The following is a 25,564-nucleotide window of genomic DNA, read 5'->3' as shown; positions in this document are numbered from 1 at the left end:
GCGTGTGAATCAGTGGAACTGTTCTTCTTCGGTGGAGCCGGTCAGTGCGGTCACCGACGAAGTGCCGCCCTGGATCACGGTGGTCATGTCGTCGAAGTAACCGGTGCCCACTTCCTGCTGGTGAGCCACGAAGGTGTAGCCCTTGGCGGCATCGGCGAACTCCTGCTCTTGCAGTTTCACGTAGGCGGTCATGTCGTTGCGGGCGTAGTCGTGCGCCAGGTTGAACATGCTGTGCCACATGTTGTGGATACCGGCCAGGGTGATGAACTGGTGCTTGTAGCCCATGGCGGACAGCTCGCGCTGGAACTTGGCGATGGTCGCGTCGTCCAGGTTTTTCTTCCAATTGAAGGAAGGCGAGCAGTTGTACGACAGCAGTTGGTCCGGGTATTCCTTCTTGATCGCTTCGGCGAAGCGACGGGCTTCGTCCAGGTCCGGCTTGGCGGTTTCGCACCAGATCAGGTCGGCGTACGGCGCGTAGGCCAGGCCACGGGCGATGGCCTGGTCGAGACCGGCGCGCACCTTGTAGAAGCCTTCCTGGGTGCGGGTACCGGTCACGAACGGCTGGTCGTACGGGTCGCAGTCGGAGGTCAGCAGGTCAGCGGCGTTGGCGTCGGTACGGGCCAGGATGATGGTCGGTACACCGGCAACGTCGGCGGCCAGGCGAGCAGCCGTCAGCTTCTGCACGGCTTCCTGGGTTGGAACCAGAACCTTGCCGCCCATGTGGCCGCATTTCTTCACCGAGGCCAGTTGGTCTTCGAAGTGAACGCCGGCGGCGCCTGCTTCGATCATGCTCTTCATCAGCTCGTAGGCGTTCAGAACGCCGCCGAAACCGGCTTCGGCGTCAGCCACGATCGGTGCGAAGTAGTCGATGTAGCCTTCGTCGCCCGGGTTCTTGCCGGCTTTCCACTGGATCTGGTCGGCGCGACGGAACGAGTTGTTGATGCGCTTGACCACGGTTGGAACCGAATCCACCGGGTACAGCGACTGGTCGGGGTACATCGACTCGGCGGAGTTGTTGTCCGCAGCCACTTGCCAGCCCGACAGGTAGATTGCCTGGATGCCCGCCTTGACTTGCTGCACAGCCTGGCCGCCGGTCAGGGCGCCCATGCAGTTGACGAAATCTTTCTCGGGACGGAAGGCTGGCTTGGCGCCCTGGGTGACCAGGTTCCACAGCTTCTCGGCGCCCATTTTCGCAAAGGTGTGCTCAGGTTGAACCGAGCCACGCAGACGGACGACGTCAGCAGCGGAATAATTGCGCTTCACGCCTTTCCAGCGCGGGTTTTCAGCCCAGTCTTTTTCAAGGGCTGCAATTTGCTGTTCGCGTGTCAGTGCCATGGAGATAAACCTCGTCGCATAGGTCTTGGTGGAAAATTCCTGCTCCTGCCGACCGGGGGTTGGCGTACAAGTCGGTTCAGGCGAGGCGGCGACGGGATGAACGATGGGCTCGAGGGGAAAGTGAGCAGGTAGGGGCGAACTGCGGGCGCATTCGGGCGTCGTGGGCCTTCAATACGAACTCAGAGTGATGCCGGGTTACCTAGTTACGCTTCCGTCCCTCGGGACAACTTCGTTCCAGTCGCAACCTCGTCAAACACACCTTATGGGCGGTACAGACACGAATCGGCTCGCAGGGTAGTTGCAAGCGTCGACCCGAAGGCCCTTGCCAGGGCCCCTGATTAGCGGGAGCGAGGCCATCATGCCTTCGGTTTTTTGGCTCGTCAAACGTTTTGTAGTGCTTTTTTTATAGCACTACATCTTTGGTCTAATACGACTCATCAGTCAGTTTTTGGTGCTTCAGTTCAGGGTGTCGACCTTGACCCGCAAAATCATGTCGTCGCGGCCCTGGGTCGAGTAGCTGCGGGTCAGGCCCTGTTTGTCGGCCTGAGTCTGGCGATTCACGCCGGCCAGGGTGATCCATTCGCCGAGGCGTCCGCTGACAGTTGTGTCGGTACTCTGAACGTTCACTACATCGGGACGCTCCTGGCTCATGCGGTCACGGTTGGTACTGATGTTCAGGTGGACGGTGTCGCCGGTGACGCTCGCAGTCACATAGAAACCCTGGGTGACGTTGCGGTATTCGGTCTGGCTTTGCATCCGGCCATAGTTGTCGGTCTGGCTGCTGGTGAACGGCACGCTCTGGCCTACCTGGATCAGCGCCGGCTGGCCTTCACTGGCCTGCACCTGCTGTACGCCGCCGTCGCGGCTGGCGGTGCTGCGGTTGATGATGCGGGTCTGGCTGGGGGCGGCACCGTTGATCGAGTAACCCTGGTCGCCCTGGAGGTTGTTTTCGTTGGTATCGACCGTGATCAGCAGGCGCTTGGGCGCGGTGTCCAATTGGGCCAGGAATTGCCGGAGTTCTTCGATTTTGCCGGGCTCGGCGTTGACGATCAGTTGGTTGCCGTAGGCGCTGACCTGGCCGTCCTTGCCGATGAAATTCTGCGCCACCGGCAACAGGTCGGCGCTGGTGCGGTAGTTCAGCGGCACGATTTGCGTGTCGGCCATGACCGACAGGCTGCAACCGAGCAGCAGGGTGACCAGGAGGGTGCGTAGAGGCATGTCCATTTCTCCGCGAGACAAAGGCTTGATATTGCCAGTTTGTCGGCCCGGGGTGGGGCAAGTTGAATGGTAGACGGCAAAACGCCCCGGCATCGGGGGATGGCGGGGCGTTTTTTGGTAAGGCTTGAGGGCCTCATCGCGAGCAAGCTCGCTCCCACATGGGAGGCAGGCGTATATGAATCATAGGTTCACCGCCGGCCTCCTGTGGGAGCGAGCTTGCTCGCGATGGCCGCGCTGCGGTTTCAGGCCGAGCGCCGCACCATGTCCACATGGGGAATCCCGGCTTCCAGGAACTCCTCGCTGACCACTGCAAAACCCAGCCGCTCGTAGAACGGCGTGGCATGCACCTGGGCGCTGAGCATTTGTTGCTCGAGCCCGCGTTTCTCGGCTTCGGCGATCACGGCGTGCATCAACGCATCGCCCACCTTCAGGCCGCGCCAGTCCTTGAGGACCGAGACACGGCCGATGTGGCCGTCGGTCAACAGGCGCGCGGTGCCGATGGGGAAATCGCCTTCAAACGCCAGGAAATGCACCGCGCCCTGGTCGTCGGCATCCCATTCCAGCTCGGGCGGGACGGATTGCTCGGCGATGAACACGGTCTCACGAATGCGCCGGATCTCGGCGTTATCCTTTTGCCAGTCTGCGACACGAACGTGAATTTTATTCATCGGCGAACCCCAGGCTGCCTTGCTTGACCAGCTCGCAGATCAGGCTGCGACCGTCTTCGTCGGCCAGCCACGGGCCGAGGTTTTCGCTGTGCAGGGCGTCGGCGGCGCAGATCATTTTCAGCAGTTCGCGCAGCTTGCCCGGCAGATAACGGCTCTGGCCGCTGGCGAACAGCAACAGGTCGTCGTCGACTTCCGACCAGGCCAGGCGGGCGCTTGGGTTGCGGATGATCACTGCGCCTTGCTCCAGGCCGGCCAACAGCTCGTCATCTTCCATTTCCGGACCCACCACCAGTTCCGGGTAGCGCGGCTCGGTCATGAACTGGCCGAACCAGGTCAGCAGCAGGCGCTCGTCGCTCATGTGCTCGGCCAGCAGGCCCTTGAGGCGGTCGAGGGCGTCTTGCTGGATCTGGTGCGGGTCGGTCACCGGGCGCGCGTCGGCGTCGGTGTAGCGTTCTTCGTCCGGCAGGAACTGGCTCAGGAAGTCGGTGAAGTGGGTCAGCACTTCAGCGGCGCTTGGCGCACGGAAACCCACCGAGTAGGTCATGCAGTCGTCCACGGCCACGCCGCAGTGCGCCAGGCGCGGCGGCAGGTAGAGCATGTCGCCCGGTGCCAGGGTCCACTCGTCTGTGGCTTCGAAGTCGGCGAGGATGCGCAGGTCGGCGTGCTGCAGCAGCGGGCTTTCGGAGTCGCACATTTGGCCGATTTTCCAGTTGCGCTGGCCATGGCCTTGCAGCAGGAACACGTCATAGTTATCGAAATGCGGACCCACGCTGCCACCGGGGGCGGCGAAGCTGATCATCACATCGTCGATGCGCCAGCTCGGCAGGAAGCGGAAGTTCTCCAGCAGTTCGCTGACTTCCGGTACGAACTGATCGACCGCCTGAACCAGCAGGGTCCACTCGCGCTCCGGCAACTTGCTGAATTCGTCTTCGGCGAACGGGCCGCGACGCATTTCCCAAGGGGTCTGGCCGTGTTCGATCACCAGGCGCGATTCGACTTCTTCTTCCAGGGCCAGGCCGGCCAGTTCATCGGCGTCGATCGGGCTTTGGAAATCAGGAATCGCCTGACGGATCAGCAGGGGTTTTTTCTGCCAGTAGTCGCGCAGGAATTCCCGTGCCGTGATGCCGCCCAGGAGTTGCAGAGGAATATCAGGATTCATGTGTAACCTATTGAAAAAATATACTTTTCAGACGCGAATAAAAACGCCCGGCGCGGCCGGGCGTCTCAAAGGTAAGGCCGTGGATCAGATGCGCTTGGCTTGCGCCGCCGCGTTGCCGATGTAGCTGGCCGGCGTGAGTTTCTTCAGCTCTGCCTTGGCCTCGGCAGGCATGTCCAGGCCATCGATGAAAGTCTGCAGCGCTTCAGGGCTGATGCCCTTGCCACGGGTCAGCTCTTTCAGCTTTTCATACGGGTTTTCGATGTTGTAGCGACGCATCACGGTCTGGATTGGCTCGGCGAGAACTTCCCAGCAAGCGTCGAGGTCGGCGGCGATCTTCTGCTCGTTCAGTTCCAGCTTGCTGATGCCCTTGAGGCTGGCTTCGTAGGCAATGACGCTATGGGCAAAGCCCACGCCCAGGTTGCGCAGCACGGTGGAGTCGGTCAGGTCGCGCTGCCAGCGGGAGATCGGCAGTTTGCTCGCCAGGTGCTGGAACAGCGCGTTGGCGATGCCCAGGTTGCCTTCGGAGTTTTCGAAATCGATCGGGTTGACCTTGTGCGGCATGGTCGAAGAACCGATTTCGCCGGCAATGGTGCGCTGCTTGAAGTAGCCCAGGGAGATGTAGCCCCAGATGTCACGGTCGAAGTCGATCAGGATAGTGTTGAAGCGCGCGATCGCATCGAACAGTTCGGCGATGTAATCGTGCGGTTCGATCTGGGTGGTGTACGGGTTGAAGCTCAGGCCCAGTTCGTCTTCGATGAAGGCGCGGGCATTGGCTTCCCAGTCGATGTCCGGGTAGGCCGACAGGTGGGCGTTATAGTTGCCCACGGCGCCGTTGATCTTGCCCAGCAGCGGCACGGCGGCCACTTGGGCGATCTGGCGCTCCAGGCGGTAGACCACGTTTGCCAGCTCCTTGCCCAGGGTGGTCGGCGAAGCCGGTTGACCGTGGGTACGCGACAGCATCGGCACGTCGGCGAAGCGGATCGCCAGTTCGCGGATGGCTTGGGCGGTCTGGCGCATCAGGGGCAGCATCACCTCATCGCGGCCTTCGCGCAGCATCAGGGCGTGGGACAGGTTGTTGATGTCCTCGCTGGTGCAGGCAAAGTGGATGAACTCGCTGACATTGGCCAGCTCCGGCAGCTTGGCCGCCTGCTCCTTGAGCAGGTATTCGATGGCCTTGACGTCGTGGTTGGTGGTGCGCTCGATCTCTTTGACGCGCTCGGCGTGCTCCAGCACAAAGTTTTCTGCCAGCGCGTTCAACACCGCGTTGGCTTCGGCGGAAAACGCCGGCACTTCGCCGATGGCAGGGTGGGCGGCCAGGCGCTGGAGCCAGCGCACTTCAACCAGGACACGGGCACGGATCAGGCCGTACTCGCTGAAAATCGGGCGCAGGGCCTGGGTTTTGCCGGCGTAGCGGCCGTCAACAGGGGAAACCGCAGTGAGCGAAGAGAGCTGCATGGGGTGTTCTCGGACAGTCGGGCAACGAAATGGGGCGCGTATCATACATGAAAACAAGTGCCGGTCCGTCGCCAACTGACCGGCGTGCTACGCGTGACAAACTAAAACTGTTATTACCTGTGGCGAGGGCGCTTGCTCCCGCCGGGCTTGTAGGGCTGCCGAAGGCTGCGATCTTTTGATCTTTCGCCTGAGACTCAAGCGTCAGGGGAAAGATCGCAGCCTCGCTTCGCTCGGCAGCTCCTACAAACCCGGCGGGAGCAAGCGCCTTCGCCACAAAAAAAGCAGGTCGAGGCGACTTATTCGTTGCGCATCAACGGGTAAAGCTCTTTCAGCAATTTGCGGCGGCTGATCACCAGTTGCCAGCGATGGCCACCCAACTGCCGCCAAAGTCGTGCCGAGCGAATCCCGGCCAGCAGCAGGGCGCGGATCTTCGAGGCATTGCTTGGCTGTTGCAGGTTGCGCATGTCGCCATGCACCTGGATGCGCTGGCGCAAGGTGCTCAAGGTGTCCTGATACAGCGAACCGCAGGCCGCGACGACGTTTTCGTGAGCCGGGCCGAAGTGCTCGACCTGGGACTGGATCTGCGGCAAGCGTTTGCCGATGGTCTCCAGCAGGTCGTCGCGCTTGGCCAACTGGCGCTCGAGGCCCAGCATCGACAGGGCATAGCGCAGCGGCTCGCGTTGCAGGGCGCTGGGATCGCGCTCCAGGGCGCCGATCAGCGCACGGTAGCCTTCGCGCAGGTTCAGGTCGTCGCCGCCATAGACTTCCAGGGTGTCCTTGGGGTCGCGAACCAGCAGGCTGCCGAGCATGCAGGCCACGCCCGCCTCGGTGGCCTGGCCGGTCTTGGCGATCCTGTCCACCAGCACGGCGGCGAGAAACACGCCACCCAATGCCGTCAGTTGTTCCTGGATCGGGTTCATGCCTGGTTGCTCCAGGGCTCTGCGACTTCGATCACGCCGCCGCCCAGGCAGATGTCGTCGTCGTAGAACACTACGGATTGGCCGGGTGTGACCGCTCGCTGCGGGTCATCGAAGGTGGCGCGGTAGCCCGTGGCGGTTTTTTCCAGGGTGCAGGGTTGGTCGCTCTGGCGGTAGCGAACCTTGGCCGTCAGGCGGCGTGGTTCGCTGAGGTCGATCGGGTTGACCCAGTAGATGTCAGAGGCGAGCAGGGCGCGGGAAAACAGCCAGGGATGGTCGTTGCCCTGGCCGACGATCAACTCGTTGTGCTCCAGGTCCTTGACCAGCACGTACCACGGCTCTTCCCCGGCGTCTTTCAGCCCGCCGATGCCCAGGCCCTGGCGCTGGCCGATGGTGTGGTACATCAGGCCATGGTGGCGGCCGATGACTTCGCCTTCGGTCGTCTTGATCTCGCCCGGCTGGGCTGGCAGGTATTGCTTGAGGAAGTCGCTGAAACGGCGCTCGCCAATGAAGCAGATCCCGGTGGAGTCCTTCTTCTTGGCGGTGGCGAGCTGGTGTTTTTCAGCAATCGCGCGCACTTCGGGCTTTTCCAGTTCGCCTACCGGGAACAGGGTCTTGGCGATCTGCTCGCCACCGACGGCATGCAGGAAGTAGCTCTGGTCCTTGTTAGGGTCCAGGCCCTTGAGCAGTTCGGTGCGGCCATCGATGTCGCGGCGGCGCACGTAGTGGCCGGTTGCGATCAGGTCGGCGCCCAGCATCATGGCGTAGTCGAGGAACGCCTTGAACTTGATTTCGCGGTTGCAGAGGATGTCCGGGTTCGGCGTGCGACCGGCCTTGTATTCGGCCAGGAAGTGCTCGAACACGTTATCCCAGTACTCGGCGGCGAAGTTGGCGGTGTGCAGCTTGATGCCGATCTTGTCGCACACGGCCTGGGCGTCCGCCAGGTCATCCATGGCGGTGCAGTATTCGGTTCCGTCGTCTTCTTCCCAGTTCTTCATGAACAGGCCTTCCACCTCATAACCCTGCTCGATCAGCAGAAGGGCGGAAACGGAAGAGTCCACGCCGCCGGACATGCCGACAATGACGCGCTTCTTGGGTGTGTCAGAAGGGGCTGGATCACGCATAGGAATTCAATGAGTGTCTTGAAAAAGGACGCGATTCTATCAGGCCCGGGCGCGCAAGGCTAAAGAGAAGGACGGATCAGCGTCAGACTGTGGCAATGGCCGGCCAGATAATCGTCGATGCAACGGATGATCAGCTCGCTGCGCCAGTGCTCGCGCCGCTCGAGCAGTTCGTCGCGGGTCAGCCATTTGGCGCCGAGGATGCCGTCGTCCAATTGATACTCGGGGTGGTGTTGCAAGGCCTTGGCGGCGAAACAGACACGTTGGTAGGTCACACCGTTGCTGGGGGCGGTGTACAGGTAAATGCCGGTCACGCCGGTGGGCTCGACGTCCCAGCCGGTTTCTTCCAGGGTTTCGCGCACGGCGGCTTCGATCAGCGTTTCGTTCGGGTCCAGGTGTCCGGCGGGCTGGTTGAGCACCGCGCGTCCGCCCTTGGATTCTTCCACCATCAGGAAACGGCCGTTGTCCTCGACGATGGTGGCGACGGTGATGTGGGGTTGCCAGTCCATGGGGTTCCTTTAATTTCTCGGAGGGAATATGGGCCACCGTGGAGCGAGCTTGCTCGCGATAGCGGCGGGTCAATCGATATTAAATGAATGACCAATCGCCGTCCCGAGCAAATGCCCACGCCTATGGTTATGTTTCCCTTGTCAGCGATGCTGGCCCATGCAAGGTTTGGACGCCCTTAAAGGGCAAGGCATATCGCATTGGGAAAGTGGTGTTCGTTGTAGGTGAATGCTCGGATATCGCACAGTTTGCTTGTGAATGATTTAATTGTCATGGTGACCTGTTTGTCGAGTGTGTCGTGATCGAACTCGACGACAGCCGTCGTTTCCGAAAACCCGTCTTTTATAGTCAGGGTTGTGATTCCGGGAGGGTAGTTCTTGTCCGGTGTGAGGTAGTATCCGGTGGCCGCACTTGGATTGCCCTCGCCGTGTCGATCAATTTTTTTTATTTTCTCTGGAGACTCTTCCAGGTATACGTCGCAGCCCGAAAAATAGAGATTGACGTTGGATAAAAAAGAAAATTTATCCGTGTCTGCGAAAACGATTTGCGACACTTTTTTTTGGGGGGCGGGATGCACAGGGTCGGCTGAAGGGCATTGAATGATCTGGCCGTTGATCTGAACCTCGCACTCCCTGTCGGCCTCATCTCTCGCTCGCTCGGTGGGCTCTCCCGGCTTGCGCATTGTAAGTTCGATCATGCGGAGAAAATCATCGAAGATAAAATAGAACGCTTCGACCGAGGCGCCCGGTGAGTTGGTTGAGTAGGTGACTTGATTTCCAAACTTGGTCGCATTGAATCGGTATTCGGCGGATGCGCTTTTAAACAGTAATTCATGGGAGGCAGTGGCGTAGCTGTATCGCTGGCCATGGTCATTGGTACGAACGTCGGTAGAGTATCTTCCACCCGTAGAGCTGATCTTGCTCACTTCATAATAGGCGAAGGGCTCATTGTCATGGTCTCTTTTATAGAGGGTTGGGGAAACTGTCAGCTCCAGAAAGCTCCAGTTACCAATAGAGAAGTGCCTTTGGGCGGGGAGGGTTACTTGCGCATTGTTTTTCATGGTGTGCTTCCTCAACGGATGCGAATCAGGTAATGAGTTTTTAGCGTGTCGTTCGTTAAAAACTCAAACCAGGAAGGATTGCTATCGCTACACAGGCGATTCGAGCAACCCGGTTTCGCTCCACTTGAGGTCGATACCGCTGCAGGCAGTTCAGAATGCTGCCCGATCTGACGCTCTCTCGTTCTCTTGCCGAGACATCCCGCATCCACAAACGCTGAAAGGGTGTGCTTGGATCAAGCCGGGGCTTTCGGCGCTCATGTTTTACTTCATGCGCCTTCAGTGAAGAGGGCGTACTTAGAACGATGCTTTTAAGGCTAGGCTGTCTCGTTGTTCTGTCAAGGCGAGCCTGGGTAGCCAGCATGAGTGAGTCAAAAGAGGGTGAAGGGCGGCTGTGCCTTCTGTGGGAGTCGAGCTTGCTCGCGACAGGGTGGGGCTGCTTGCATCGATGTTGAATGTGCAGCCGTCATCGCGAGCAAGCTTGGCTCCCACAGGCAGGAAGTGCTGGGGCCGGAAACACAAACCCCGGCACAAGGCCGGGGTTCGTGGTGTTCCCTTACAACCTTACACCAGCGCAGCAATCGCCGCGTTGAAGGTGCTGCTCGGGCGCATGGCCTTGCTGGTCAGCTCGGGGTTGGCGAAGTAGTAACCGCCGATGTCCACGGACTTGCCCTGCACGGCATTGAGTTCGGCAACGATCTTTTCTTCGTTGTCGGTCAATGTCTTGGCCAGGGAAGCGAACTGGGCCTTGAGGGCTGCGTCGTCGTCCTGGGCGGCCAGTGCCTGGGCCCAGAACAAGGTCAGGTAGAAGTGGCTGCCGCGGTTGTCGATGCCGCCGACCTTGCGCGAAGGCGACTTGTTGCGGTCCAGGAACTCACCGGTGGCCTGGTCGAGGGTCTTGGCCAGCACCAGGGCTTTCGGGTTGTTGTAGGTCACGCCCAGGTGTTCGAGGGACGCGGCCAGGGCCAGGAACTCGCCCAGGGAATCCCAGCGCAGGAAGTTCTCTTCCAGCAACTGCTGAACGTGCTTGGGCGCCGAGCCGCCAGCGCCGGTTTCGAACAGGCCACCGCCGTTCATCAGCGGCACGATCGACAGCATCTTGGCGCTGGTGCCCAGTTCCATGATCGGGAACAGGTCGGTCAGGTAGTCACGCAGCACGTTGCCGGTCACCGAGATGGTGTCCTTGCCTTCGCGGGTGCGGCCCAGGGTGAACTTCATCGCGTCGACAGGCGACATGATGCGAATGTCCAGGCCGCTGGTGTCGTGGTCCTTCAGGTAGGTCTGGACTTTCTCGATGACGACGCCGTCGTGGGCGCGCATCGGGTCCAGCCAGAAGATCGCCGGGGTGCTGCTGGCGCGGGCACGGTTGACGGCCAGTTTGACCCAGTCCTGGATCGGCGCGTCCTTGGTCTGGCACATGCGGAAGATGTCGCCAGCCTCGACGTTCTGCTCCAGCAACGTGCGACCGATGTTGTCCGAAACGCGGACCACGCCGTCGGCCTTGATCTGGAAGGTCTTGTCGTGGGAGCCGTATTCTTCGGCTTTCTTGGCCATCAGGCCGACGTTCGGCACGCTGCCCATGGTGGTAGGGTCGAAGGCGCCGTGTTGCTTGCAGTCTTCGATCACCGCCTGGTAGATGGTGGCGTAGCAGCGATCCGGGATCACGGCCTTGGTGTCGTGCAGTTGGCCGTCGGTGCCCCACATCTTGCCGGAGTCACGGATCATGGCCGGCATCGAGGCGTCGACGATCACGTCGCTCGGCACGTGCAGGTTGGTGATGCCTTTGTCGGAGTTGACCATCGCCAGGGAGGGGCGCGCCGCGTAGACCGCCTGGATGTCGGCTTCGATCTGCGCCTGTTGCTCGGCCGGCAGGGCCTTGATGCGGGCGTACAGGTCGCCGATGCCGTTGTTCAGGTTGAAGCCGATCTGCTCCAGCACTTGTGCGTGCTTGGCCAGGGCGTCTTTATAGAACTCGGCAACGATCTGGCCGAACATGATCGGGTCGGAGACCTTCATCATGGTGGCCTTGAGGTGAACCGACAGCAGCACGCCTTTTTGCTTGGCGTCTTCGATTTCAGCGGCGATGAAGTCGCGCAGGGCGTTCTTGCTCATCACGGCGCAGTCGAGGATCTCACCGGCTTGTACGGTGGTTTTTTCCTTCAGGACAGTGGCAGTGCCGTCCTGGGCGATCAGCTCGATTTTCACACTGCCGGCGGCGTCGATCAGGGCGGCTTTTTCGCTGCCGTAGAAATCGCCGGTGCTCATGTGGGCTACGTGGGACTTGGAGTCCGCGGCCCAGGCGCCCATCTTGTGTGGGTGCTTGCGTGCGTAGTTCTTGACCGACAGCGGTGCGCGGCGGTCGGAGTTGCCTTCGCGCAGGACCGGGTTCACGGCGCTGCCCTTGACCTTGTCGTAACGGGCACGAGCATCTTTCTCGGCGTCGGTGGTCACGGTTTCCGGGTAGTCCGGCAGCGCGTAGCCCTGGGCCTGCAATTCCTTGATCGCGGCCTGCAGTTGCGGCACCGAGGCGCTGATGTTCGGCAGCTTGATGATGTTGGCTTCAGGCGTAACGGCCAGGTCGCCCAGTTCGGCGAGGTGGTCGGCTACGGCTTTGTCACCCAGTTGCTCGGGGAAGCTGGCCAGGATGCGCCCTGCGAGGGAGATATCGCGGGTTTCCACGGCGATATCGGCCGAAGCGGTAAAGGCTTCGACGATCGGCAGCAGCGAATAGGTGGCGAGGGCAGGCGCTTCGTCGGTGAAGGTATAGATGATCTTCGAGCGGGTGGGCATATTCGGATTAACTCTCTTCTTTGCTAAAGCATGCGCAGAAACTCGAGGGGCGCCGGGTAAGCGCGTTCGTTCAAAGTCATCCGTGAACCGAATGTCGAGGTTTCTTCGCGGTGATGTTGGGTGCATCAGTCGAGCGTCAAGCGGTTGGGCCGCGGTAACGGTCCGGCTTTTAAGTTGGCGGAAAGTCCTGTGATAGAGCCGTCAGCCGTCGTGACCCTGTGGTCAGCGGCGGCATTATACATAGGTAGCTGGCGATCTGCCGATGGTTCATAGACTTCCGTACACGTCCATTGGTCTAAACGTCGCAGTACCCCTGGGGCGGACTATGCTCATGTTTGGCGCTTTTCCCTTGGTTTTCAGGGTTGTACGCGGCGAAGTGCAACGCTTTGCCGCCGATGGGCCTAACGTAGGGTTTGCGTGCCGATTCAACTGGGGTACGCTCGAACGCAGCCAGATGTTCAATCCAAGCAATGGAGTTCAGCATGGGGTATCAAAAGATTCAGGTTCCAGCCGTCGGTGACAAAATCACCGTCAATGCAGACCATTCTCTTAATGTTCCCGACAACCCGATCATCCCCTTCATCGAAGGCGACGGCATTGGCGTCGATATCAGCCCGGTCATGATCAAGGTTGTGGACGCTGCGGTTCAGAAGGCCTATGGCGGCAAGCGCAAGATTTCCTGGATGGAAGTCTATGCCGGTGAAAAAGCGACCCAGGTCTACGACCAGGACACCTGGCTGCCCCAGGAAACCCTGGATGCGGTCAAGGACTACGTGGTTTCCATCAAGGGCCCGCTGACCACGCCGGTCGGTGGCGGTATCCGTTCGTTGAACGTAGCGCTGCGCCAGCAGCTCGACCTGTATGTCTGCCTGCGGCCGGTGCGCTGGTTCGAAGGTGTGCCAAGCCCGGTCAAGAAGCCTGGCGACGTGGACATGACGATCTTCCGTGAGAACTCCGAGGACATCTACGCGGGCATCGAGTGGAAAGCCGGCTCGCCCGAAGCCACCAAGGTCATCAAGTTCCTGAAAGAAGAAATGGGCGTGACCAAGATCCGTTTCGACGAGGATTGCGGCATCGGCGTCAAGCCGGTTTCCAAGCAGGGCACCAAGCGCCTGGCTCGCAAGGCCCTGCAATATGTGGTCGACAACGACCGCGATTCGCTGACCATCGTGCATAAAGGCAACATCATGAAGTTCACCGAAGGTGCCTTCAAGGAATGGGCCTACGAAGTGGCGGCCGAAGAGTTCGGCGCGACCCTGCTCGACGGCGGGCCGTGGATGCAGTTCAAGAACCCGCGGACCGGCAAGAACGTCATCGTCAAGGACGCCATCGCCGATGCGATGTTGCAGCAGATCCTGTTGCGTCCGGCCGAGTATGACGTGATCGCCACCCTGAACCTGAACGGTGACTACCTGTCCGACGCCCTGGCGGCGGAAGTGGGCGGTATCGGTATCGCGCCGGGTGCCAACCTGTCCGACACCGTGGCGATGTTCGAAGCCACCCACGGTACCGCGCCCAAGTATGCCGGCAAGGACCAGGTCAACCCGGGCTCGCTGATTCTGTCGGCGGAAATGATGCTGCGCCACATGGGTTGGACCGAAGCGGCCGACCTGATCATCAAGGGCACCAACGGCGCGATTTCGGCCAAGACCGTGACCTATGACTTCGAACGCCTGATGGAGGGCGCCAAGCTGGTATCGTCCTCGGGCTTCGGTGATGCCCTGATCTCGCACATGTAAGCGAATCGGCGCTCAGCGCGAATGCCCGGTTCGAGTGATCGAACCGGGCATTTTCATTCAGTCGGGGTGGCGACTGCCGGTCAATGGGGCTCGGTGACCCTGGCAATGGCGTTGACAGGGGCGGGCGAGTCTTCGGCGAGGACAACCTTGATGTTGACCGCGTGCAGGCCCTTGGGCCCCTGGATGACGTTGAATGTCACAGGCTGCCCAGCCTTCAGGGTCTTGTAGCCGTCCATCTCGATCGCCGAAAAATGGGCGAACAGGTCTCCAATATCCTTGCCGTCCGCAAGAATGAAACCGTAACCCTTGGCATTATTGAACCATTTCACCTTACCCTTCATCTTGACGACCGACATAACCCATTTCCCTCTGCAACGCACTCCATCACTGGAGTATCATCCAGTCCATCCGCAGGCTAATCTTGTTAACAGGATAGATTCCACGGACCTTTTTAACCCACGATGGGCTCTATTGGTTGTAACACCGTTTTCCCGATAGTCAAGGTGGCTCCGGTGGTCGTGGTTGAAATCGCCCACAAGCGCCCCCATCACTGTATTCGCCAACTAAACGAACCTTTCTTTCCATGCATGCAGTCAGCCAGATTCGACTAACATTCAATCAGGATCGCCCGGATCTACACGACGACGATTCCGCAGGCATTGCTGTTCAGGAAGCAAAGCCCGCATTACAGGCGCCACCGATGTACAAGGTGGTTTTGTTCAACGATGACTACACACCGATGGATTTCGTCGTCGAAGTGCTCGAGGTGTTTTTTAACCTGAATCGGGAGCTGGCGACCAAGGTCATGCTGGCCGTCCATACAGAGGGACGGGCAGTATGTGGAGTGTTTACCCGCGACATCGCCGAGACGAAGGCCATGCAGGTCAACCAGTACGCCCGGGAAAGCCAGCATCCGCTACTCTGTGAAATCGAGAAGGACGGTTAACGCCGACCACTTGGGTATGAGGTGAAGCTATGTTAAACCGCGAGCTCGAAGTCACCCTCAATCTTGCCTTCAAGGAGGCTCGTTCGAAGCGTCATGAATTCATGACCGTCGAGCACCTGCTGCTGGCCCTATTGGATAACGAGGCTGCCGCCACCGTTTTGCGTGCCTGCGGCGCGAACCTCGATAAACTCAAGCATGATCTGCAGGAGTTCATCGACTCCACCACGCCATTGATCCCCGTGCATGACGAGGATCGTGAAACCCAGCCAACCCTGGGCTTCCAGCGTGTCCTGCAGCGTGCTGTCTTCCACGTACAGAGCTCGGGCAAGCGTGAAGTCACCGGCGCCAACGTGCTGGTCGCCATCTTCAGCGAGCAGGAAAGCCAGGCGGTGTTCCTGCTCAAGCAGCAGAGCGTTGCGCGTATCGATGTCGTCAACTACATCGCCCATGGCATCTCCAAGGTGCCGGGGCATGGCGATCATTCCGAAGGTGAGCAGGATATGCAGGACGACGAGGGCGGTGAGTCTTCTTCTTCAGGCAACCCATTGGATGCCTATGCCAGCAACCTGAACGAACTGGCGCGCCAGGGCCGGATCGATCCGTTGGTCGGGCGCGAGGCGGAAGTCGAGCGCGTGGCCCAGATCCTGGCCCGGCGTCGCAAGAACAATCCATTGCTGGTGGGCGAGGCAGGCGTGGGCAAGACCGCGATTGCCGAAGGCCTGGCCAAGCGCATCGTCGATAACCAGGTGCCGGACCTGCTGGCCAACAGCGTGGTGTATTCCCTCGACCTGGGCGCCTTGCTGGCCGGTACCAAATACCGCGGCGATTTCGAGAAGCGCTTCAAGGCGTTGCTCGGTGAACTGAAAAAACGTCCGCAGGCGATCCTGTTCATCGACGAAATCCACACCATTATCGGTGCCGGGGCGGCGTCGGGCGGGGTCATGGATGCGTCGAACCTGCTCAAGCCGCTGCTGTCGTCGGGTGATATCCGTTGCATCGGCTCGACCACGTTCCAGGAATTTCGCGGGATCTTCGAGAAAGACCGCGCCCTGGCCCGGCGTTTCCAGAAGGTCGATGTGTCGGAACCTTCGGTGGAGGACACCATTGGCATCCTGCGCGGCCTGAAAGGGCGTTTCGAGCTGCACCACAACATCGAATACAGCGATGAAGCCTTGCGTGCGGCGGCTGAACTGGCCTCGCGCTACATCAACGACCGGCACATGCCGGACAAGGCCATCGACGTCATCGACGAAGCGGGTGCCTACCAGCGCCTGCAGCCCGTGGAGAAACGCGTCAAGCGCATCGAAGTGCCTCAGGTCGAGGATATCGTGGCGAAAATCGCGCGTATTCCGCCCAAGCACGTCACCAGTTCCGACAAGGAACTGCTGCGTAACCTGGAGCGTGACCTGAAGCTGACGGTGTTCGGCCAGGATGCGGCCATCGACTCGCTGTCGACCGCCATCAAGCTGTCCCGCGCCGGTCTCAAGTCGCCGGACAAACCGGTGGGCTCGTTCCTGTTCGCCGGTCCTACCGGGGTCGGCAAGACCGAGGCGGCGCGACAGTTGGCCAAGGCGATGGGCATCGAGCTGGTGCGCTTCGACATGTCCGAGTACATGGAGCGCCATACCGTATCGCGTCTGATCGGTGCGCCTCCGGGTTATGTCGGTTTCGACCAGGGCGGCCTGTTGACCGAAGCCATCACCAAGCAACCGCACTGCGTATTGCTGCTCGACGAAATCGAGAAGGCGCATCCGGAAGTCTTCAATCTGCTCCTGCAGGTAATGGACCACGGTACGCTGACCGATAACAACGGGCGCAAGGCGGACTTCCGCAACGTGATCCTCATCATGACCACGAACGCCGGTGCCGAAACCGCAGCTCGCGCTTCGATCGGTTTCACTCATCAGGACCACTCGTCCGATGCGATGGAAGTGATCAAGAAGAGCTTCACGCCTGAGTTCCGCAATCGCCTGGACACCATTATCCAGTTCGGTCGCCTCAGTCATGAAGTCATCAAGAGCGTGGTGGACAAGTTCCTTACCGAACTTCAGGCGCAGCTCGAAGACAAGCGTGTGTTGCTGGAGGTTACCGATGCGGCTCGCAGTTGGCTGGCCGAAGGTGGTTACGATGTGACGATGGGTGCGCGGCCGATGGCTCGCTTGATCCAGGACAAGATCAAGCGTCCGCTGGCGGAGGAGATCCTCTTTGGCGAGCTGGCCGAGCATGGCGGTGTGGTTCACATCGACATCAAGGACGGCGAACTGACCTTCGACTTCGAAACCACGGCCGAAATGGCCTGATCGTTGACTGCAACAAAGCAAAAGGCGCCGAAAGGCGCCTTTTTGCTGTTACTGGCTGTTGTGGGCATGGCACAAGATTGTGTTTCACCGCTAATCCCTTGTGGGAGCGAGCTTGCTCGCGATAGCGGCGGATCAGCTTGCATCAATGCCGAATGTACCGCCACCATCGCGAGCAAGCTCGCTCTCACAGGGGAGGCTGTGTGTTTCTGAAGATTGGGCAAATCGCAGGCAAACAAAAACGCCCGGCATCTAGCCGGGCGTCTTGCATTGACTTGTTAGCGAGCGCGGTAAGTGATGCGCCCTTTGCTCAAGTCATAGGGCGTCAGCTCGACGCGCACTTTGTCACCGGTAAGAATACGAATGTAGTTCTTGCGCATCTTGCCGGAGATATGCGCGGTTACGACGTGCCCATTTTCCAACTCCACACGAAACATGGTGTTGGGCAGGGTGTCGACGACAGTGCCTTCCATTTCGAAGCTGTCTTCTTTCGACATGCAGTAAAGCCCTCGGTGTCCAGTGAATGGCCCGGTGCAACTGCGCCAGGCAAAAGCGGCGTGCATTGTGCCCGAAAAAGGGGGGGCAAGCCAAGGGGTTCTAGCTTTTAAGCCAAAGGGTTCTAACTCAGGACGACCCATCGCTGGTTAATCAGCAATTCGATAGGCCGATATTGGGTCTTGTAGTTCATTTTCTTGCAGTTCTTGATCCAGTAGCCCAAGTACACCGCTTCCAGCCCCAGGCGCCGGGCTTCGTTGATTTGCCAGAGAATGGCGAAGCGCCCCAGGCTGCGCCGTTCTTCTTGCGGCTCATAGAAGGTGTAGACCGCTGAAAGGCCGTTGGGCAGCAGGTCTGTGACAGCGATGGCGACCAGTCGCCCCTCCAGCCGGAACTCATAGAAGCGGGAAAACGGCAGGTCGCGCACCAGGAAGGTCGAGAACTGATCCCGGCTGGGCGGGTACATGTCGCCATCGGCATGGCGTTGTTCGATGTAGCGTTGGTACAGGTCGAAGTATTCCTCGGTGAACTGCGGCTTGACCGGGCGGACCTGAAGGTCGGCGTTGCGCTTGAAAATGCGTTTCTGCTGGCGATTGGGTAAAAATTGCGCCACGGGAATGCGCGCCGGGACGCAGGCGTTGCAATGCTGGCAATGGGGCCGGTAGAGATGATCGCCACTGCGACGAAAGCCCATTTCCGACAGGTCTGCGTAGACATGCACATCCATGGGCTGGCTAGGGTCGAGGAACAGCGTCGTGGCCTGCTCCTCCGGCAGGTAACTGCAAGAGTGGGGCTGAGTGGCATAGAACTTCAAACGCGCCAACTCGGTCATGATCGGCCCTCGGAATAAGCTTTGGATTTAATTGTAAGCCAGGAGCGCGAATGTCGCTCAGCAAACCCATGTTGCCTGGTTGGGCAGGTCCAGATGCGCCTTTAGATAGCCCGCAAATTCGGTGCGTGGAATTGACCGAGCGCCCAGGCTGTGCAGGTGCTCGGTGGGCATCTGACAGTCGATCAGCACGAACCCGGCGGCCTTGAGGTGTTGGACCAGGGTGGCGAAGCCGAATTTCGACGCATTGTCGGCCCGGCTGAACATGGATTCGCCAAAAAACAACTGGCCCATGGCCAAGCCATACAGGCCGCCCACCAGCAGACCTTGGTCCCAGACTTCCACCGAATGAGCGAAGCCGCGTCGGTGCAGTTCCAGATAAGCGGTTTGCATGGCGTCGGTGATCCAGGTGCCTTCGGCATAGTCTCGCGGCGCCGCGCAGGCCTGGATGACCGCGGCAAAATCCCGATCGAACGTCACTTCATAACGCTGCTTGCGCAACAGTTTGCCCAGGCTGCGGGATATGTGCAGTTCGTCGGGAAACAACACCGTGCGTGGATCCGGCGACCACCACAGGATTGGTTGCCCCTCGGAAAACCATGGGAAGCAGCCGTGGCGGTAGGCCTGGATCAGCCGGTCGGCGGATAGATCGCCACCGGCGGCCAATAATCCGTTGGGATCGCGCATGGCTTTTGCCAGTGGCGGAAATTCGAGGCTGTTGCGTTGTAACCAGGTCAGCATGGGTGTCCGGCTTTGTAGAAGGGGAGGGCGGCAGATGCGGGGCTCGCCCGTCAGCGAGCACCCGCCTGGAAGGTTAACCGTCAAACGGCAGGGATGTCATCGAGATACTTCTCCGCGTCGAGTGCGGCCATGCAGCCGGCGCCAGCGGAGGTAATCGCCTGGCGATAGACATGGTCGGCCACGTCGCCTGCGGCGAATACACCTTCGATATCGGTCGCGGTGGCGTTGCCTTCGCTGCCGCCGTGCACGAGCAGGTAGCCGTCGCGCATCGTCAACTGGCCCTGGAACAGATCGGTATTGGGTTTATGGCCGATGGCGATGAACACCCCGGCGAGGGACAAGGTGCTGGTTTCGCCGGTCTCGCTGTGCCGCAGGCGCGCGCCGGTCACGCCGCTGGCGTCGCCCAGGACTTCATCCAGGTTCTGGTTCCAGTGCAGCTTGATGTTGCCGCTGGTGGCCTTTTCGAAGAGTTTGTCCTGGAGGATTTTCTCGGCGCGCAGCTTGTCGCGGCGGTGGATCAGGTGCACTTCCCTGGCGATGTTCGACAGGTACAGGGCTTCCTCGACCGCGGTATTGCCGCCGCCGACGACCGCTACCACCTGGTTGCGATAGAAAAAGCCGTCGCACGTCGCGCACGCCGAAACCCCTTTGCCGGCGAAGCTCTCTTCCGAGGGCAGCCCCAGGTACTGGGCCGAGGCGCCGGTGGCAATGATCAGCGCATCACAGGTGTAGATGCCGCTGTCGCCGATCAATTCGAAGGGGCGCTGCTGCAACTTGGCGGTGTGGATATGGTCGTAGACGATCTGCGTGTCGAAACGCTCGGCGTGCCGTTGCATGCGCTCCATCAGGACCGGGCCGGTCAGGCCTTCGACATCGCCGGGCCAGTTATCGACTTCCACGGTGGTGGTGAGCTGGCCACCGGCCTGCAGGCCAGTAATGACAACGGGTTTGAGGTTGGCGCGGGCGGCATAGACAGCCGCGCTGTACCCCGCAGGGCCGGAACCCAGAATGATCAGGCGTGAATGCTTCACTTCGCTCATAAAAACACCTCATAAGCCTTTGTCACAAAAGAGAATGCATGGTCCAATTGGTGCAGACAAACCCGTACAATGCCGGGGTTTTGAACGCGGGATGGGCTAAAGATCAACATTTTCGGCCACGCCTGCAGTTTTCTGGATGCACCTCACAGTGGTAAAAGTAGTACCGGTTGTGCACATTCACTTTTTTACCTGCTCGTCATGGGCAGTTTTTTATAGTCATTCAACAGATGGACGCGCCGTTGGCGCAGGAAAAGAAGCGTTTTGAAGAAATCCACCGCAGCACCCAAACCAGTCGTTCCGCTCTGGCGCCAGCAATTGCACTACCGGCTCAAGGAAGGTGCATTGATCGCCATCGGTGCCCTGTGCCTGTTCCTGATGATGGCCTTGCTGACCTACGGCAAGGACGACCCGGGCTGGAGCCATAACAGCAAGATCGACGACGTGCAGAATTTCGGCGGTCCGGCCGGTTCCTACAGCGCCGACATCCTGTTCATGGTGCTGGGCTATTTCGCCTACATTTTCCCGTTGCTGCTGGCGATCAAGGCCTACCAGATCTTCCGCCAGCGCCACGAGCCGTGGCAGTGGAGCGGCTGGCTGTTCTCCTGGCGCCTGATCGGCCTGGTGTTCCTGGTGTTGTCGGGGGCCGCGCTGGCCCATATCCATTTCCATACGCCCACCGGCTTGCCGGCCGGGGCGGGTGGCGCGCTGGGGGAAAGCCTCGGCGACCTGGCCAGGAACGCCCTGAACATCCAGGGCAGCACGTTGTTGTTCATCGCCCTGTTCCTGTTTGGCCTGACGGTATTCACCGACCTGTCCTGGTTCAAGGTCATGGACGTCACCGGCAAGATCACCCTCGACCTGATCGAACTGATCCATGGCGCCGTCAACCGCTGGTGGGCGGCGCGCACCGAGCGCAAGCAACTGGTGGCGCAACTGCGTGAAGTCGACGACCGCGTCCACGACGTGGTGGCCCCGACGACGCCGGACAAGCGTGAGCAGGCCAAGGTCAAGGAACGCCTGATCGAGCGTGAGCAGGCCTTGAGCAAGCACATGTCCGAGCGCGAAAAACAGGTGCCGCCGGTCATCACCATGGCCCCGGCCAAGCCGCCGGAGCAGAGCAAGCGGGTGCAGAAAGAGAAACAGGCGCCGCTGTTCGTCGACAGTGCGGTGGAAGGCACCTTGCCGCCGATCTCGATCCTGGACCCGGCCGAGAAGAAGCAGCTCAATTATTCCCCCGAATCCCTGGCGGCCGTCGGCCACCTGCTGGAGATCAAGCTCAAGGAGTTCGGGGTCGAGGTGTCGGTGGATTCGATCCACCCGGGCCCGGTGATCACCCGCTACGAAATCCAGCCCGCCGCCGGCGTGAAGGTCAGCCGCATCGCCAACCTGGCGAAGGACCTGGCGCGTTCCCTGGCCGTGACCAGCGTGCGAGTGGTGGAGGTGATTCCCGGCAAGACCACCGTGGGTATCGAGATTCCCAACGAAGACCGCCAGATCGTGCGTTTCTCCGAGGTGCTGTCGACGCCTGAGTATGACAACCACAAGTCGCCGGTCACCCTGGCCCTGGGCCACGACATCGGCGGCAAGCCGGTCATCACCGATCTGGCGAAGATGCCCCACCTGCTGGTGGCCGGTACCACCGGTTCCGGTAAGTCGGTGGGCGTGAACGCGATGATCCTGTCGATCCTGTTCAAGTCCGGTCCGGAAGACGCCAAGCTGATCATGATCGACCCGAAAATGCTCGAACTGTCGATCTACGAGGGCATCCCGCACTTGCTGTGCCCGGTGGTCACCGACATGAAGGACGCCGCCAACGCCCTGCGCTGGAGCGTCGCCGAGATGGAGCGCCGCTACAAGCTGATGGCGAAGATGGGCGTGCGCAACCTGTCGGGCTTCAACGCCAAGGTCAAGGAGGCCGAAGAGGCCGGTACGCCATTGAGCGACCCGTTGTATCACCGCGAGAGCATCCACGACGAGGCGCCGCTGCTGCACAAGCTGCCGACCATCGTGGTGGTGGTGGATGAATTCGCCGACATGATGATGATCGTCGGCAAGAAGGTCGAAGAACTGATCGCCCGTATCGCCCAGAAGGCCCGTGCGGCCGGTATCCACCTGATCCTCGCCACGCAGCGGCCGTCGGTGGACGTGATCACCGGCCTGATCAAGGCCAACATCCCGACCCGCATGGCGTTCCAGGTATCGAGCAAGATCGACTCGCGGACCATCATCGACCAGGGTGGCGCCGAGCAGTTGCTGGGGCATGGTGACATGCTCTACATGCCGCCGGGCACCAGCCTGCCGATTCGTGTGCACGGTGCGTTCGTTTCCGATGACGAAGTGCACCGCGTGGTGGAAGCCTGGAAGTTGCGTGGCGCCCCAGAATACAACGACGACATCCTCAACGGTGTCGAAGAAGCCGGTAGCGGTTTCGAGGGCAGCAGTGGCGGCGGTGACGACGACGCTGAAACCGATGCGCTCTATGACGAAGCGGTGCAGTTCGTCCTGGAAAGCCGCCGGGCCTCCATTTCCGCCGTCCAGCGCAAGCTGAAGATTGGCTACAACCGCGCCGCCCGCATGATCGAAGCCATGGAAATGGCCGGGGTGGTGACGGCCATGAACACCAACGGCTCGCGCGAAGTACTGGCGCCGGGCCCGATGCGCGACTAATGACCCGGGCGGCCTGCCGAAGCACCGCTCGAACCCCCACGACTTCATGAGGACTCCCATGCGCCTGATTCGCATGTTGCTGTTGCCCGTACTGGCCTTGTCTACCTTGTCGGCCCACGCCGGCGAAAAGGACGTGGCTCGCCTGACCCAATTGCTGGGCGGCTCCCAGACCCTGACTGCACGTTTCTCCCAGTTGACCCTCGATGGCAGTGGCACCCAATTGCAGGAAACCGCCGGCGACATGGCCCTGCAGCGCCCGGGCCTGTTCTACTGGCACACGGATGCGCCAGCCGAACAACTGATGGTGTCCGACGGCAAGAAAGTCTCCCTGTGGGACCCGGACCTGGAACAGGTGACCATCAAGACCCTCGACCAGCGCCTGACCCAGACACCGGCCTTGCTGCTCTCCGGCGACATCTCCGAGATCAGCCAGAGCTTCGACATCAGCGCCAAGGAAGCGGGCGGCGTGATTGACTTCACCCTCAAGCCCAAGACCAAGGACAGCCTGTTCGACAGCCTGCGCCTGTCGTTCCGCAATGGCCTGGTCAACGACATGCAATTGATCGACAGTGTCGGCCAGCGCACCAATATCCTGTTCACCGGGGTCAAGGCCAACGAGCCGATCGCCGCGTCCAAGTTCAAGTTCGACATCCCCAAGGGTGCCGATGTGATCCAGGAATAAACACTGGCCCCCTGTTGGAAATGGCCTATGGGAAAAGGTCTGTGGGAGCAAGGCTTGCCCGCGATACAAACATCTCGGTGCATCTGGTGGACCGAGACGATGCAATCGCGGGCAAGCCTTGCTCCCACAGATTGGCTCCCATGGATCTGCTCTGGCAGAGAGGAATGGCAACAGGACCCAGCGGAGGTTTTGTAGTAATCATGGACCTGTTTCGAAGCGCCCCGATTGCCCAGCCACTGGCGGCCCGCCTGCGCGCGACCAACCTGGACGAGTACGTCGGCCAGGAACATGTGCTCGCTCGCGGCAAGCCTCTGCGCGAGGCCCTGGAGCAGGGCGCCCTGCACTCGATGATCTTCTGGGGCCCGCCGGGCGTGGGCAAGACCACCCTGGCGCGGCTGCTGGCGGAAGTCTCGGACGCTCACTTCGAAACGGTGTCGGCGGTGCTGGCCGGGGTCAAGGAGATCCGCCAGGCGGTGGAAGTGGCCAAGCAGCAGGCTGGGCAGTACGGCAAGCGCACGATCCTGTTCGTCGACGAAGTGCACCGGTTCAACAAGTCCCAGCAGGACGCATTCCTGCCCTACGTCGAAGACGGCACGCTGATCTTCATCGGTGCCACCACCGAAAACCCTTCGTTCGAACTCAACAACGCCTTGCTCTCGCGGGCACGGGTCTATGTACTCAAGAGCCTCGACGAGACGGCGATGCGCAAGCTGGTGCATCGGGCGCTGACCGAGGAGCGCGGCTTGGGCAGGCGGCATTTGAGCCTCAGCGATGAAGGCTTCCAGATCCTGTTTTCAGCCGCCGATGGCGACGGCCGGCGCTTGCTCAACCTGCTGGAAAACGCCTCGGACCTGGCCGAAGACGACAGCGAGATTGGCGTCGAGCTGCTGCAAAGCCTGCTGGGCGATACCCGGCGCCGCTTCGACAAGGGCGGCGAGGCGTTCTACGACCAGATTTCGGCGCTGCACAAATCCATTCGCGGTTCCAACCCCGACGCGGCCCTGTACTGGTTTGCGCGCATGATCGACGGCGGTTGCGATCCGCTGTACCTGGCGCGGCGCGTCGTGCGCATGGCCAGCGAAGACATCGGCAATGCCGATCCCCGGGCCCTGAGCCTGTGCCTGGCGGCATGGGACGTGCAGGAGCGCCTCGGCAGCCCGGAAGGTGAACTCGCCGTGGCCCAGGCCATCACGTACCTGGCCTGTGCGCCGAAGAGCAACGCCGTGTACATGGGCTTCAAGGCGGCGATGCGCAGCGCCACAGAGCACGGCTCCCTCGAAGTGCCGCTGCACCTGCGCAACGCGCCGACCAAGCTCATGAAGCAGCTGGGCTACGGCGAAGAATACCGTTATGCCCATGACGAGCCGGACGCCTATGCCGCCGGCGAAGATTATTTCCCCGATGAACTCGAACCCCAGCGCTTCTACCAGCCGGTGCCCCGGGGCCTTGAACTGAAGATCGGCGAGAAGCTCAACCACCTGGCACAACTGGATCGCCTGAGTCCACGACAGCGGAGAAAACCTTGATCCCCCTGATACTCGCCGTTTCCGCTGGCGGTGTCGCTGGCACGTTGTTGCGTTTCGCCACGGGCAACTGGATCAACGCAAATTGGCCCCGGCACTTCTATACCGCGACGCTGGCCGTTAATATCGTGGGCTGTCTGCTGATCGGCGTTCTATACGGTCTGTTTTTGATTCGCCCGGAAGTGCCCATCGAGGTGCGGGCCGGGCTGATGGTTGGCTTTCTCGGCGGCCTGACGACTTTTTCATCCTTTTCACTGGATACGGTGCGCCTGCTGGAAAGCGGGCAGGTGCCGCTGGCCCTGGGCTATGCGGCCATCAGCGTATTCGGCGGGCTGCTCGCCACCTGGGCTGGCCTGTCCTTGACCAAACTTTGATAAC

The 25,564-nt window shown here is 60.6% G+C and carries 22 protein-coding genes; 7 read left to right on the top strand and 15 right to left on the bottom strand.

Annotation, left to right across the window (positions count from 1 at the left end; genetic code table 11):
* Positions 1 to 9 precede the first annotated feature (9 nt).
* The 10 genes from aceA to BLU85_RS01690 all read right to left on the bottom strand — a co-directional run bounded on the left by aceA (position 10) and on the right by BLU85_RS01690 (position 12,227).
* Positions 10 to 1,335 carry an isocitrate lyase gene (gene aceA / locus BLU85_RS01735; RefSeq protein ID WP_014337679.1) on the bottom strand — a complete coding sequence of 442 codons (1,326 nt, stop codon included), beginning with the start codon at positions 1,333 to 1,335 and terminating at the stop codon, positions 10 to 12.
* A gap of 456 nt (positions 1,336 to 1,791) precedes the next feature.
* Positions 1,792 to 2,553, bottom strand: coding sequence for a secretin N-terminal domain-containing protein (locus BLU85_RS01730; RefSeq protein WP_092196981.1), 762 nt, complete (start codon positions 2,551 to 2,553; stop codon positions 1,792 to 1,794).
* Between the two features lie 242 nt (positions 2,554 to 2,795).
* On the bottom strand, positions 2,796 to 3,221 hold the full coding sequence (locus tag BLU85_RS01725) for a GNAT family N-acetyltransferase (protein WP_092196978.1): 426 nt from the start codon (positions 3,219 to 3,221) through the stop codon (positions 2,796 to 2,798).
* Positions 3,214 to 4,380, bottom strand: coding sequence for a ribosomal protein uL16 3-hydroxylase (locus tag BLU85_RS01720; protein ID WP_092196975.1), 1,167 nt, complete (start codon positions 4,378 to 4,380; stop codon positions 3,214 to 3,216). Before BLU85_RS01720 ends, BLU85_RS01725 begins: the two co-directional genes overlap by 8 nt.
* Before the next feature lie 84 nt (positions 4,381 to 4,464).
* Entirely contained in the window at positions 4,465 to 5,835 is a 1,371-nt protein-coding gene (gene purB / locus BLU85_RS01715; protein WP_053123194.1) for an adenylosuccinate lyase, read from the bottom strand.
* 296 nt (positions 5,836 to 6,131) lie between these two features.
* Positions 6,132 to 6,755 carry a high frequency lysogenization protein HflD gene (hflD, locus tag BLU85_RS01710; RefSeq protein ID WP_060741554.1) on the bottom strand — a complete coding sequence of 208 codons (624 nt, stop codon included), beginning with the start codon at positions 6,753 to 6,755 and terminating at the stop codon, positions 6,132 to 6,134.
* Entirely contained in the window at positions 6,752 to 7,876 is a 1,125-nt protein-coding gene (gene mnmA / locus BLU85_RS01705) for a tRNA 2-thiouridine(34) synthase MnmA (RefSeq protein ID WP_092196972.1), read from the bottom strand. The genes hflD and mnmA overlap by 4 nt, the downstream gene beginning before the upstream one ends.
* Positions 7,877 to 7,935: 59 nt before the next feature.
* Positions 7,936 to 8,382 (bottom strand): NUDIX hydrolase, encoded by a 447-nt coding sequence (locus BLU85_RS01700; RefSeq protein ID WP_092196969.1) that lies wholly within the window; start codon positions 8,380 to 8,382, stop codon positions 7,936 to 7,938.
* A gap of 176 nt (positions 8,383 to 8,558) precedes the next feature.
* The gene (locus tag BLU85_RS01695) at positions 8,559 to 9,440 is read right to left on the bottom strand and encodes a hypothetical protein (protein ID WP_092196966.1); all 882 of its coding nucleotides are present in this window, start codon (positions 9,438 to 9,440) and stop codon (positions 8,559 to 8,561) included.
* 561 nt (positions 9,441 to 10,001) lie between these two features.
* Positions 10,002 to 12,227, bottom strand: a complete 2,226-nt coding sequence (locus BLU85_RS01690; protein ID WP_092196963.1) for an NADP-dependent isocitrate dehydrogenase — start codon at positions 12,225 to 12,227, stop codon at positions 10,002 to 10,004.
* Positions 12,228 to 12,709: 482 nt separating this feature from the next.
* On the opposite strand from BLU85_RS01690, the gene icd reads away from it, so the two are divergent.
* The gene (gene icd / locus BLU85_RS01680; RefSeq protein ID WP_060741560.1) at positions 12,710 to 13,966 is read left to right on the top strand and encodes an NADP-dependent isocitrate dehydrogenase; all 1,257 of its coding nucleotides are present in this window, start codon (positions 12,710 to 12,712) and stop codon (positions 13,964 to 13,966) included.
* Positions 13,967 to 14,046: 80 nt separating this feature from the next.
* On the opposite strand, the gene cspD is transcribed toward icd, so the two are convergent.
* Entirely contained in the window at positions 14,047 to 14,322 is a 276-nt protein-coding gene (gene cspD / locus BLU85_RS01675) for a cold shock domain-containing protein CspD (RefSeq protein WP_092196957.1), read from the bottom strand.
* A gap of 227 nt (positions 14,323 to 14,549) precedes the next feature.
* Here cspD and clpS point away from each other — a divergent pair, with 227 nt between their 5' ends.
* The gene (gene clpS, locus BLU85_RS01670) at positions 14,550 to 14,912 is read left to right on the top strand and encodes an ATP-dependent Clp protease adapter ClpS (protein ID WP_003180089.1); all 363 of its coding nucleotides are present in this window, start codon (positions 14,550 to 14,552) and stop codon (positions 14,910 to 14,912) included.
* Positions 14,913 to 14,941: 29 nt separating this feature from the next.
* On the top strand, positions 14,942 to 17,212 hold the full coding sequence (gene clpA, locus BLU85_RS01665) for an ATP-dependent Clp protease ATP-binding subunit ClpA (RefSeq protein WP_072406802.1): 2,271 nt from the start codon (positions 14,942 to 14,944) through the stop codon (positions 17,210 to 17,212).
* Between the two features lie 275 nt (positions 17,213 to 17,487).
* Here the strand turns inward: clpA and infA are convergent, their stop codons facing one another.
* From infA to trxB, 4 genes are all read right to left on the bottom strand, one after another.
* Positions 17,488 to 17,706, bottom strand: coding sequence for a translation initiation factor IF-1 (infA, locus tag BLU85_RS01660; RefSeq protein WP_002553999.1), 219 nt, complete (start codon positions 17,704 to 17,706; stop codon positions 17,488 to 17,490).
* Positions 17,707 to 17,828: 122 nt separating this feature from the next.
* Positions 17,829 to 18,536, bottom strand: coding sequence for an arginyltransferase (locus BLU85_RS01655; RefSeq protein WP_092196954.1), 708 nt, complete (start codon positions 18,534 to 18,536; stop codon positions 17,829 to 17,831).
* A gap of 57 nt (positions 18,537 to 18,593) precedes the next feature.
* Positions 18,594 to 19,274: a leucyl/phenylalanyl-tRNA--protein transferase gene (gene aat, locus BLU85_RS01650; protein WP_092196951.1), complete on the bottom strand. Its 681-nt coding sequence runs from the start codon at positions 19,272 to 19,274 to the stop codon at positions 18,594 to 18,596.
* A gap of 80 nt (positions 19,275 to 19,354) precedes the next feature.
* On the bottom strand, positions 19,355 to 20,314 hold the full coding sequence (trxB, locus tag BLU85_RS01645; protein ID WP_092196948.1) for a thioredoxin-disulfide reductase: 960 nt from the start codon (positions 20,312 to 20,314) through the stop codon (positions 19,355 to 19,357).
* A 261-nt stretch (positions 20,315 to 20,575) separates the two neighbouring features.
* Here trxB and BLU85_RS01640 point away from each other — a divergent pair, with 261 nt between their 5' ends.
* The 4 genes from BLU85_RS01640 (at position 20,576) to crcB (ending at position 25,560) form a co-directional block, all read left to right on the top strand.
* Positions 20,576 to 22,981, top strand: coding sequence for a DNA translocase FtsK (locus BLU85_RS01640; RefSeq protein WP_092196945.1), 2,406 nt, complete (start codon positions 20,576 to 20,578; stop codon positions 22,979 to 22,981).
* A gap of 58 nt (positions 22,982 to 23,039) precedes the next feature.
* Positions 23,040 to 23,663 (top strand): outer membrane lipoprotein periplasmic chaperone LolA, encoded by a 624-nt coding sequence (gene lolA, locus BLU85_RS01635; RefSeq protein WP_092196943.1) that lies wholly within the window; start codon positions 23,040 to 23,042, stop codon positions 23,661 to 23,663.
* 200 nt (positions 23,664 to 23,863) lie between these two features.
* Entirely contained in the window at positions 23,864 to 25,189 is a 1,326-nt protein-coding gene (locus tag BLU85_RS01630; RefSeq protein ID WP_092196940.1) for a replication-associated recombination protein A, read from the top strand.
* Positions 25,186 to 25,560, top strand: a complete 375-nt coding sequence (crcB, locus tag BLU85_RS01625) for a fluoride efflux transporter CrcB (RefSeq protein ID WP_018608522.1) — start codon at positions 25,186 to 25,188, stop codon at positions 25,558 to 25,560. The genes BLU85_RS01630 and crcB overlap by 4 nt, the downstream gene beginning before the upstream one ends.
* Positions 25,561 to 25,564: the final 4 nt, after the last annotated feature.

This window comes from Pseudomonas sp. NFACC14 (assembly GCF_900106885.1).
In the GTDB taxonomy this organism is placed as follows: Bacteria; Pseudomonadota; Gammaproteobacteria; order Pseudomonadales; family Pseudomonadaceae; genus Aquipseudomonas; species Aquipseudomonas fluorescens_AA.
The sequence above is the reverse complement of the archived record's forward strand: the minus strand, read 5'-3'. Positions and strand labels throughout refer to the sequence as shown.

Bases quoted from the DNA above. Each gene is read 5' to 3' on its own strand.
- clpS (WP_003180089.1), top strand. From the start codon at position 14,550: ATGCATGCAGTCAGCCAGATTCGACTAACATTCAATCAGGATCGCCCG.
- aat (WP_092196951.1), bottom strand. From the start codon at position 19,274: ATGCTGACCTGGTTACAACGCAACAGCCTCGAATTTCCGCCACTGGCA.
- aceA (WP_014337679.1), bottom strand. From the start codon at position 1,335: ATGGCACTGACACGCGAACAGCAAATTGCAGCCCTTGAAAAAGACTGG.
- BLU85_RS01690 (WP_092196963.1), bottom strand. From the start codon at position 12,227: ATGCCCACCCGCTCGAAGATCATCTATACCTTCACCGACGAAGCGCCT.
- lolA (WP_092196943.1), top strand. From the start codon at position 23,040: ATGCGCCTGATTCGCATGTTGCTGTTGCCCGTACTGGCCTTGTCTACC.
- BLU85_RS01700 (WP_092196969.1), bottom strand. From the start codon at position 8,382: ATGGACTGGCAACCCCACATCACCGTCGCCACCATCGTCGAGGACAAC.
- icd (WP_060741560.1), top strand. From the start codon at position 12,710: ATGGGGTATCAAAAGATTCAGGTTCCAGCCGTCGGTGACAAAATCACC.
- clpA (WP_072406802.1), top strand. From the start codon at position 14,942: ATGTTAAACCGCGAGCTCGAAGTCACCCTCAATCTTGCCTTCAAGGAG.
- hflD (WP_060741554.1), bottom strand. From the start codon at position 6,755: ATGAACCCGATCCAGGAACAACTGACGGCATTGGGTGGCGTGTTTCTC.
- infA (WP_002553999.1), bottom strand. From the start codon at position 17,706: ATGTCGAAAGAAGACAGCTTCGAAATGGAAGGCACTGTCGTCGACACC.
- BLU85_RS01720 (WP_092196975.1), bottom strand. From the start codon at position 4,380: ATGAATCCTGATATTCCTCTGCAACTCCTGGGCGGCATCACGGCACGG.
- BLU85_RS01725 (WP_092196978.1), bottom strand. From the start codon at position 3,221: ATGAATAAAATTCACGTTCGTGTCGCAGACTGGCAAAAGGATAACGCC.
- BLU85_RS01630 (WP_092196940.1), top strand. From the start codon at position 23,864: ATGGACCTGTTTCGAAGCGCCCCGATTGCCCAGCCACTGGCGGCCCGC.
- trxB (WP_092196948.1), bottom strand. From the start codon at position 20,314: ATGAGCGAAGTGAAGCATTCACGCCTGATCATTCTGGGTTCCGGCCCT.
- mnmA (WP_092196972.1), bottom strand. From the start codon at position 7,876: ATGCGTGATCCAGCCCCTTCTGACACACCCAAGAAGCGCGTCATTGTC.
- purB (WP_053123194.1), bottom strand. From the start codon at position 5,835: ATGCAGCTCTCTTCGCTCACTGCGGTTTCCCCTGTTGACGGCCGCTAC.
- BLU85_RS01695 (WP_092196966.1), bottom strand. From the start codon at position 9,440: ATGAAAAACAATGCGCAAGTAACCCTCCCCGCCCAAAGGCACTTCTCT.
- BLU85_RS01730 (WP_092196981.1), bottom strand. From the start codon at position 2,553: ATGCCTCTACGCACCCTCCTGGTCACCCTGCTGCTCGGTTGCAGCCTG.
- BLU85_RS01655 (WP_092196954.1), bottom strand. From the start codon at position 18,536: ATGACCGAGTTGGCGCGTTTGAAGTTCTATGCCACTCAGCCCCACTCT.
- cspD (WP_092196957.1), bottom strand. From the start codon at position 14,322: ATGTCGGTCGTCAAGATGAAGGGTAAGGTGAAATGGTTCAATAATGCC.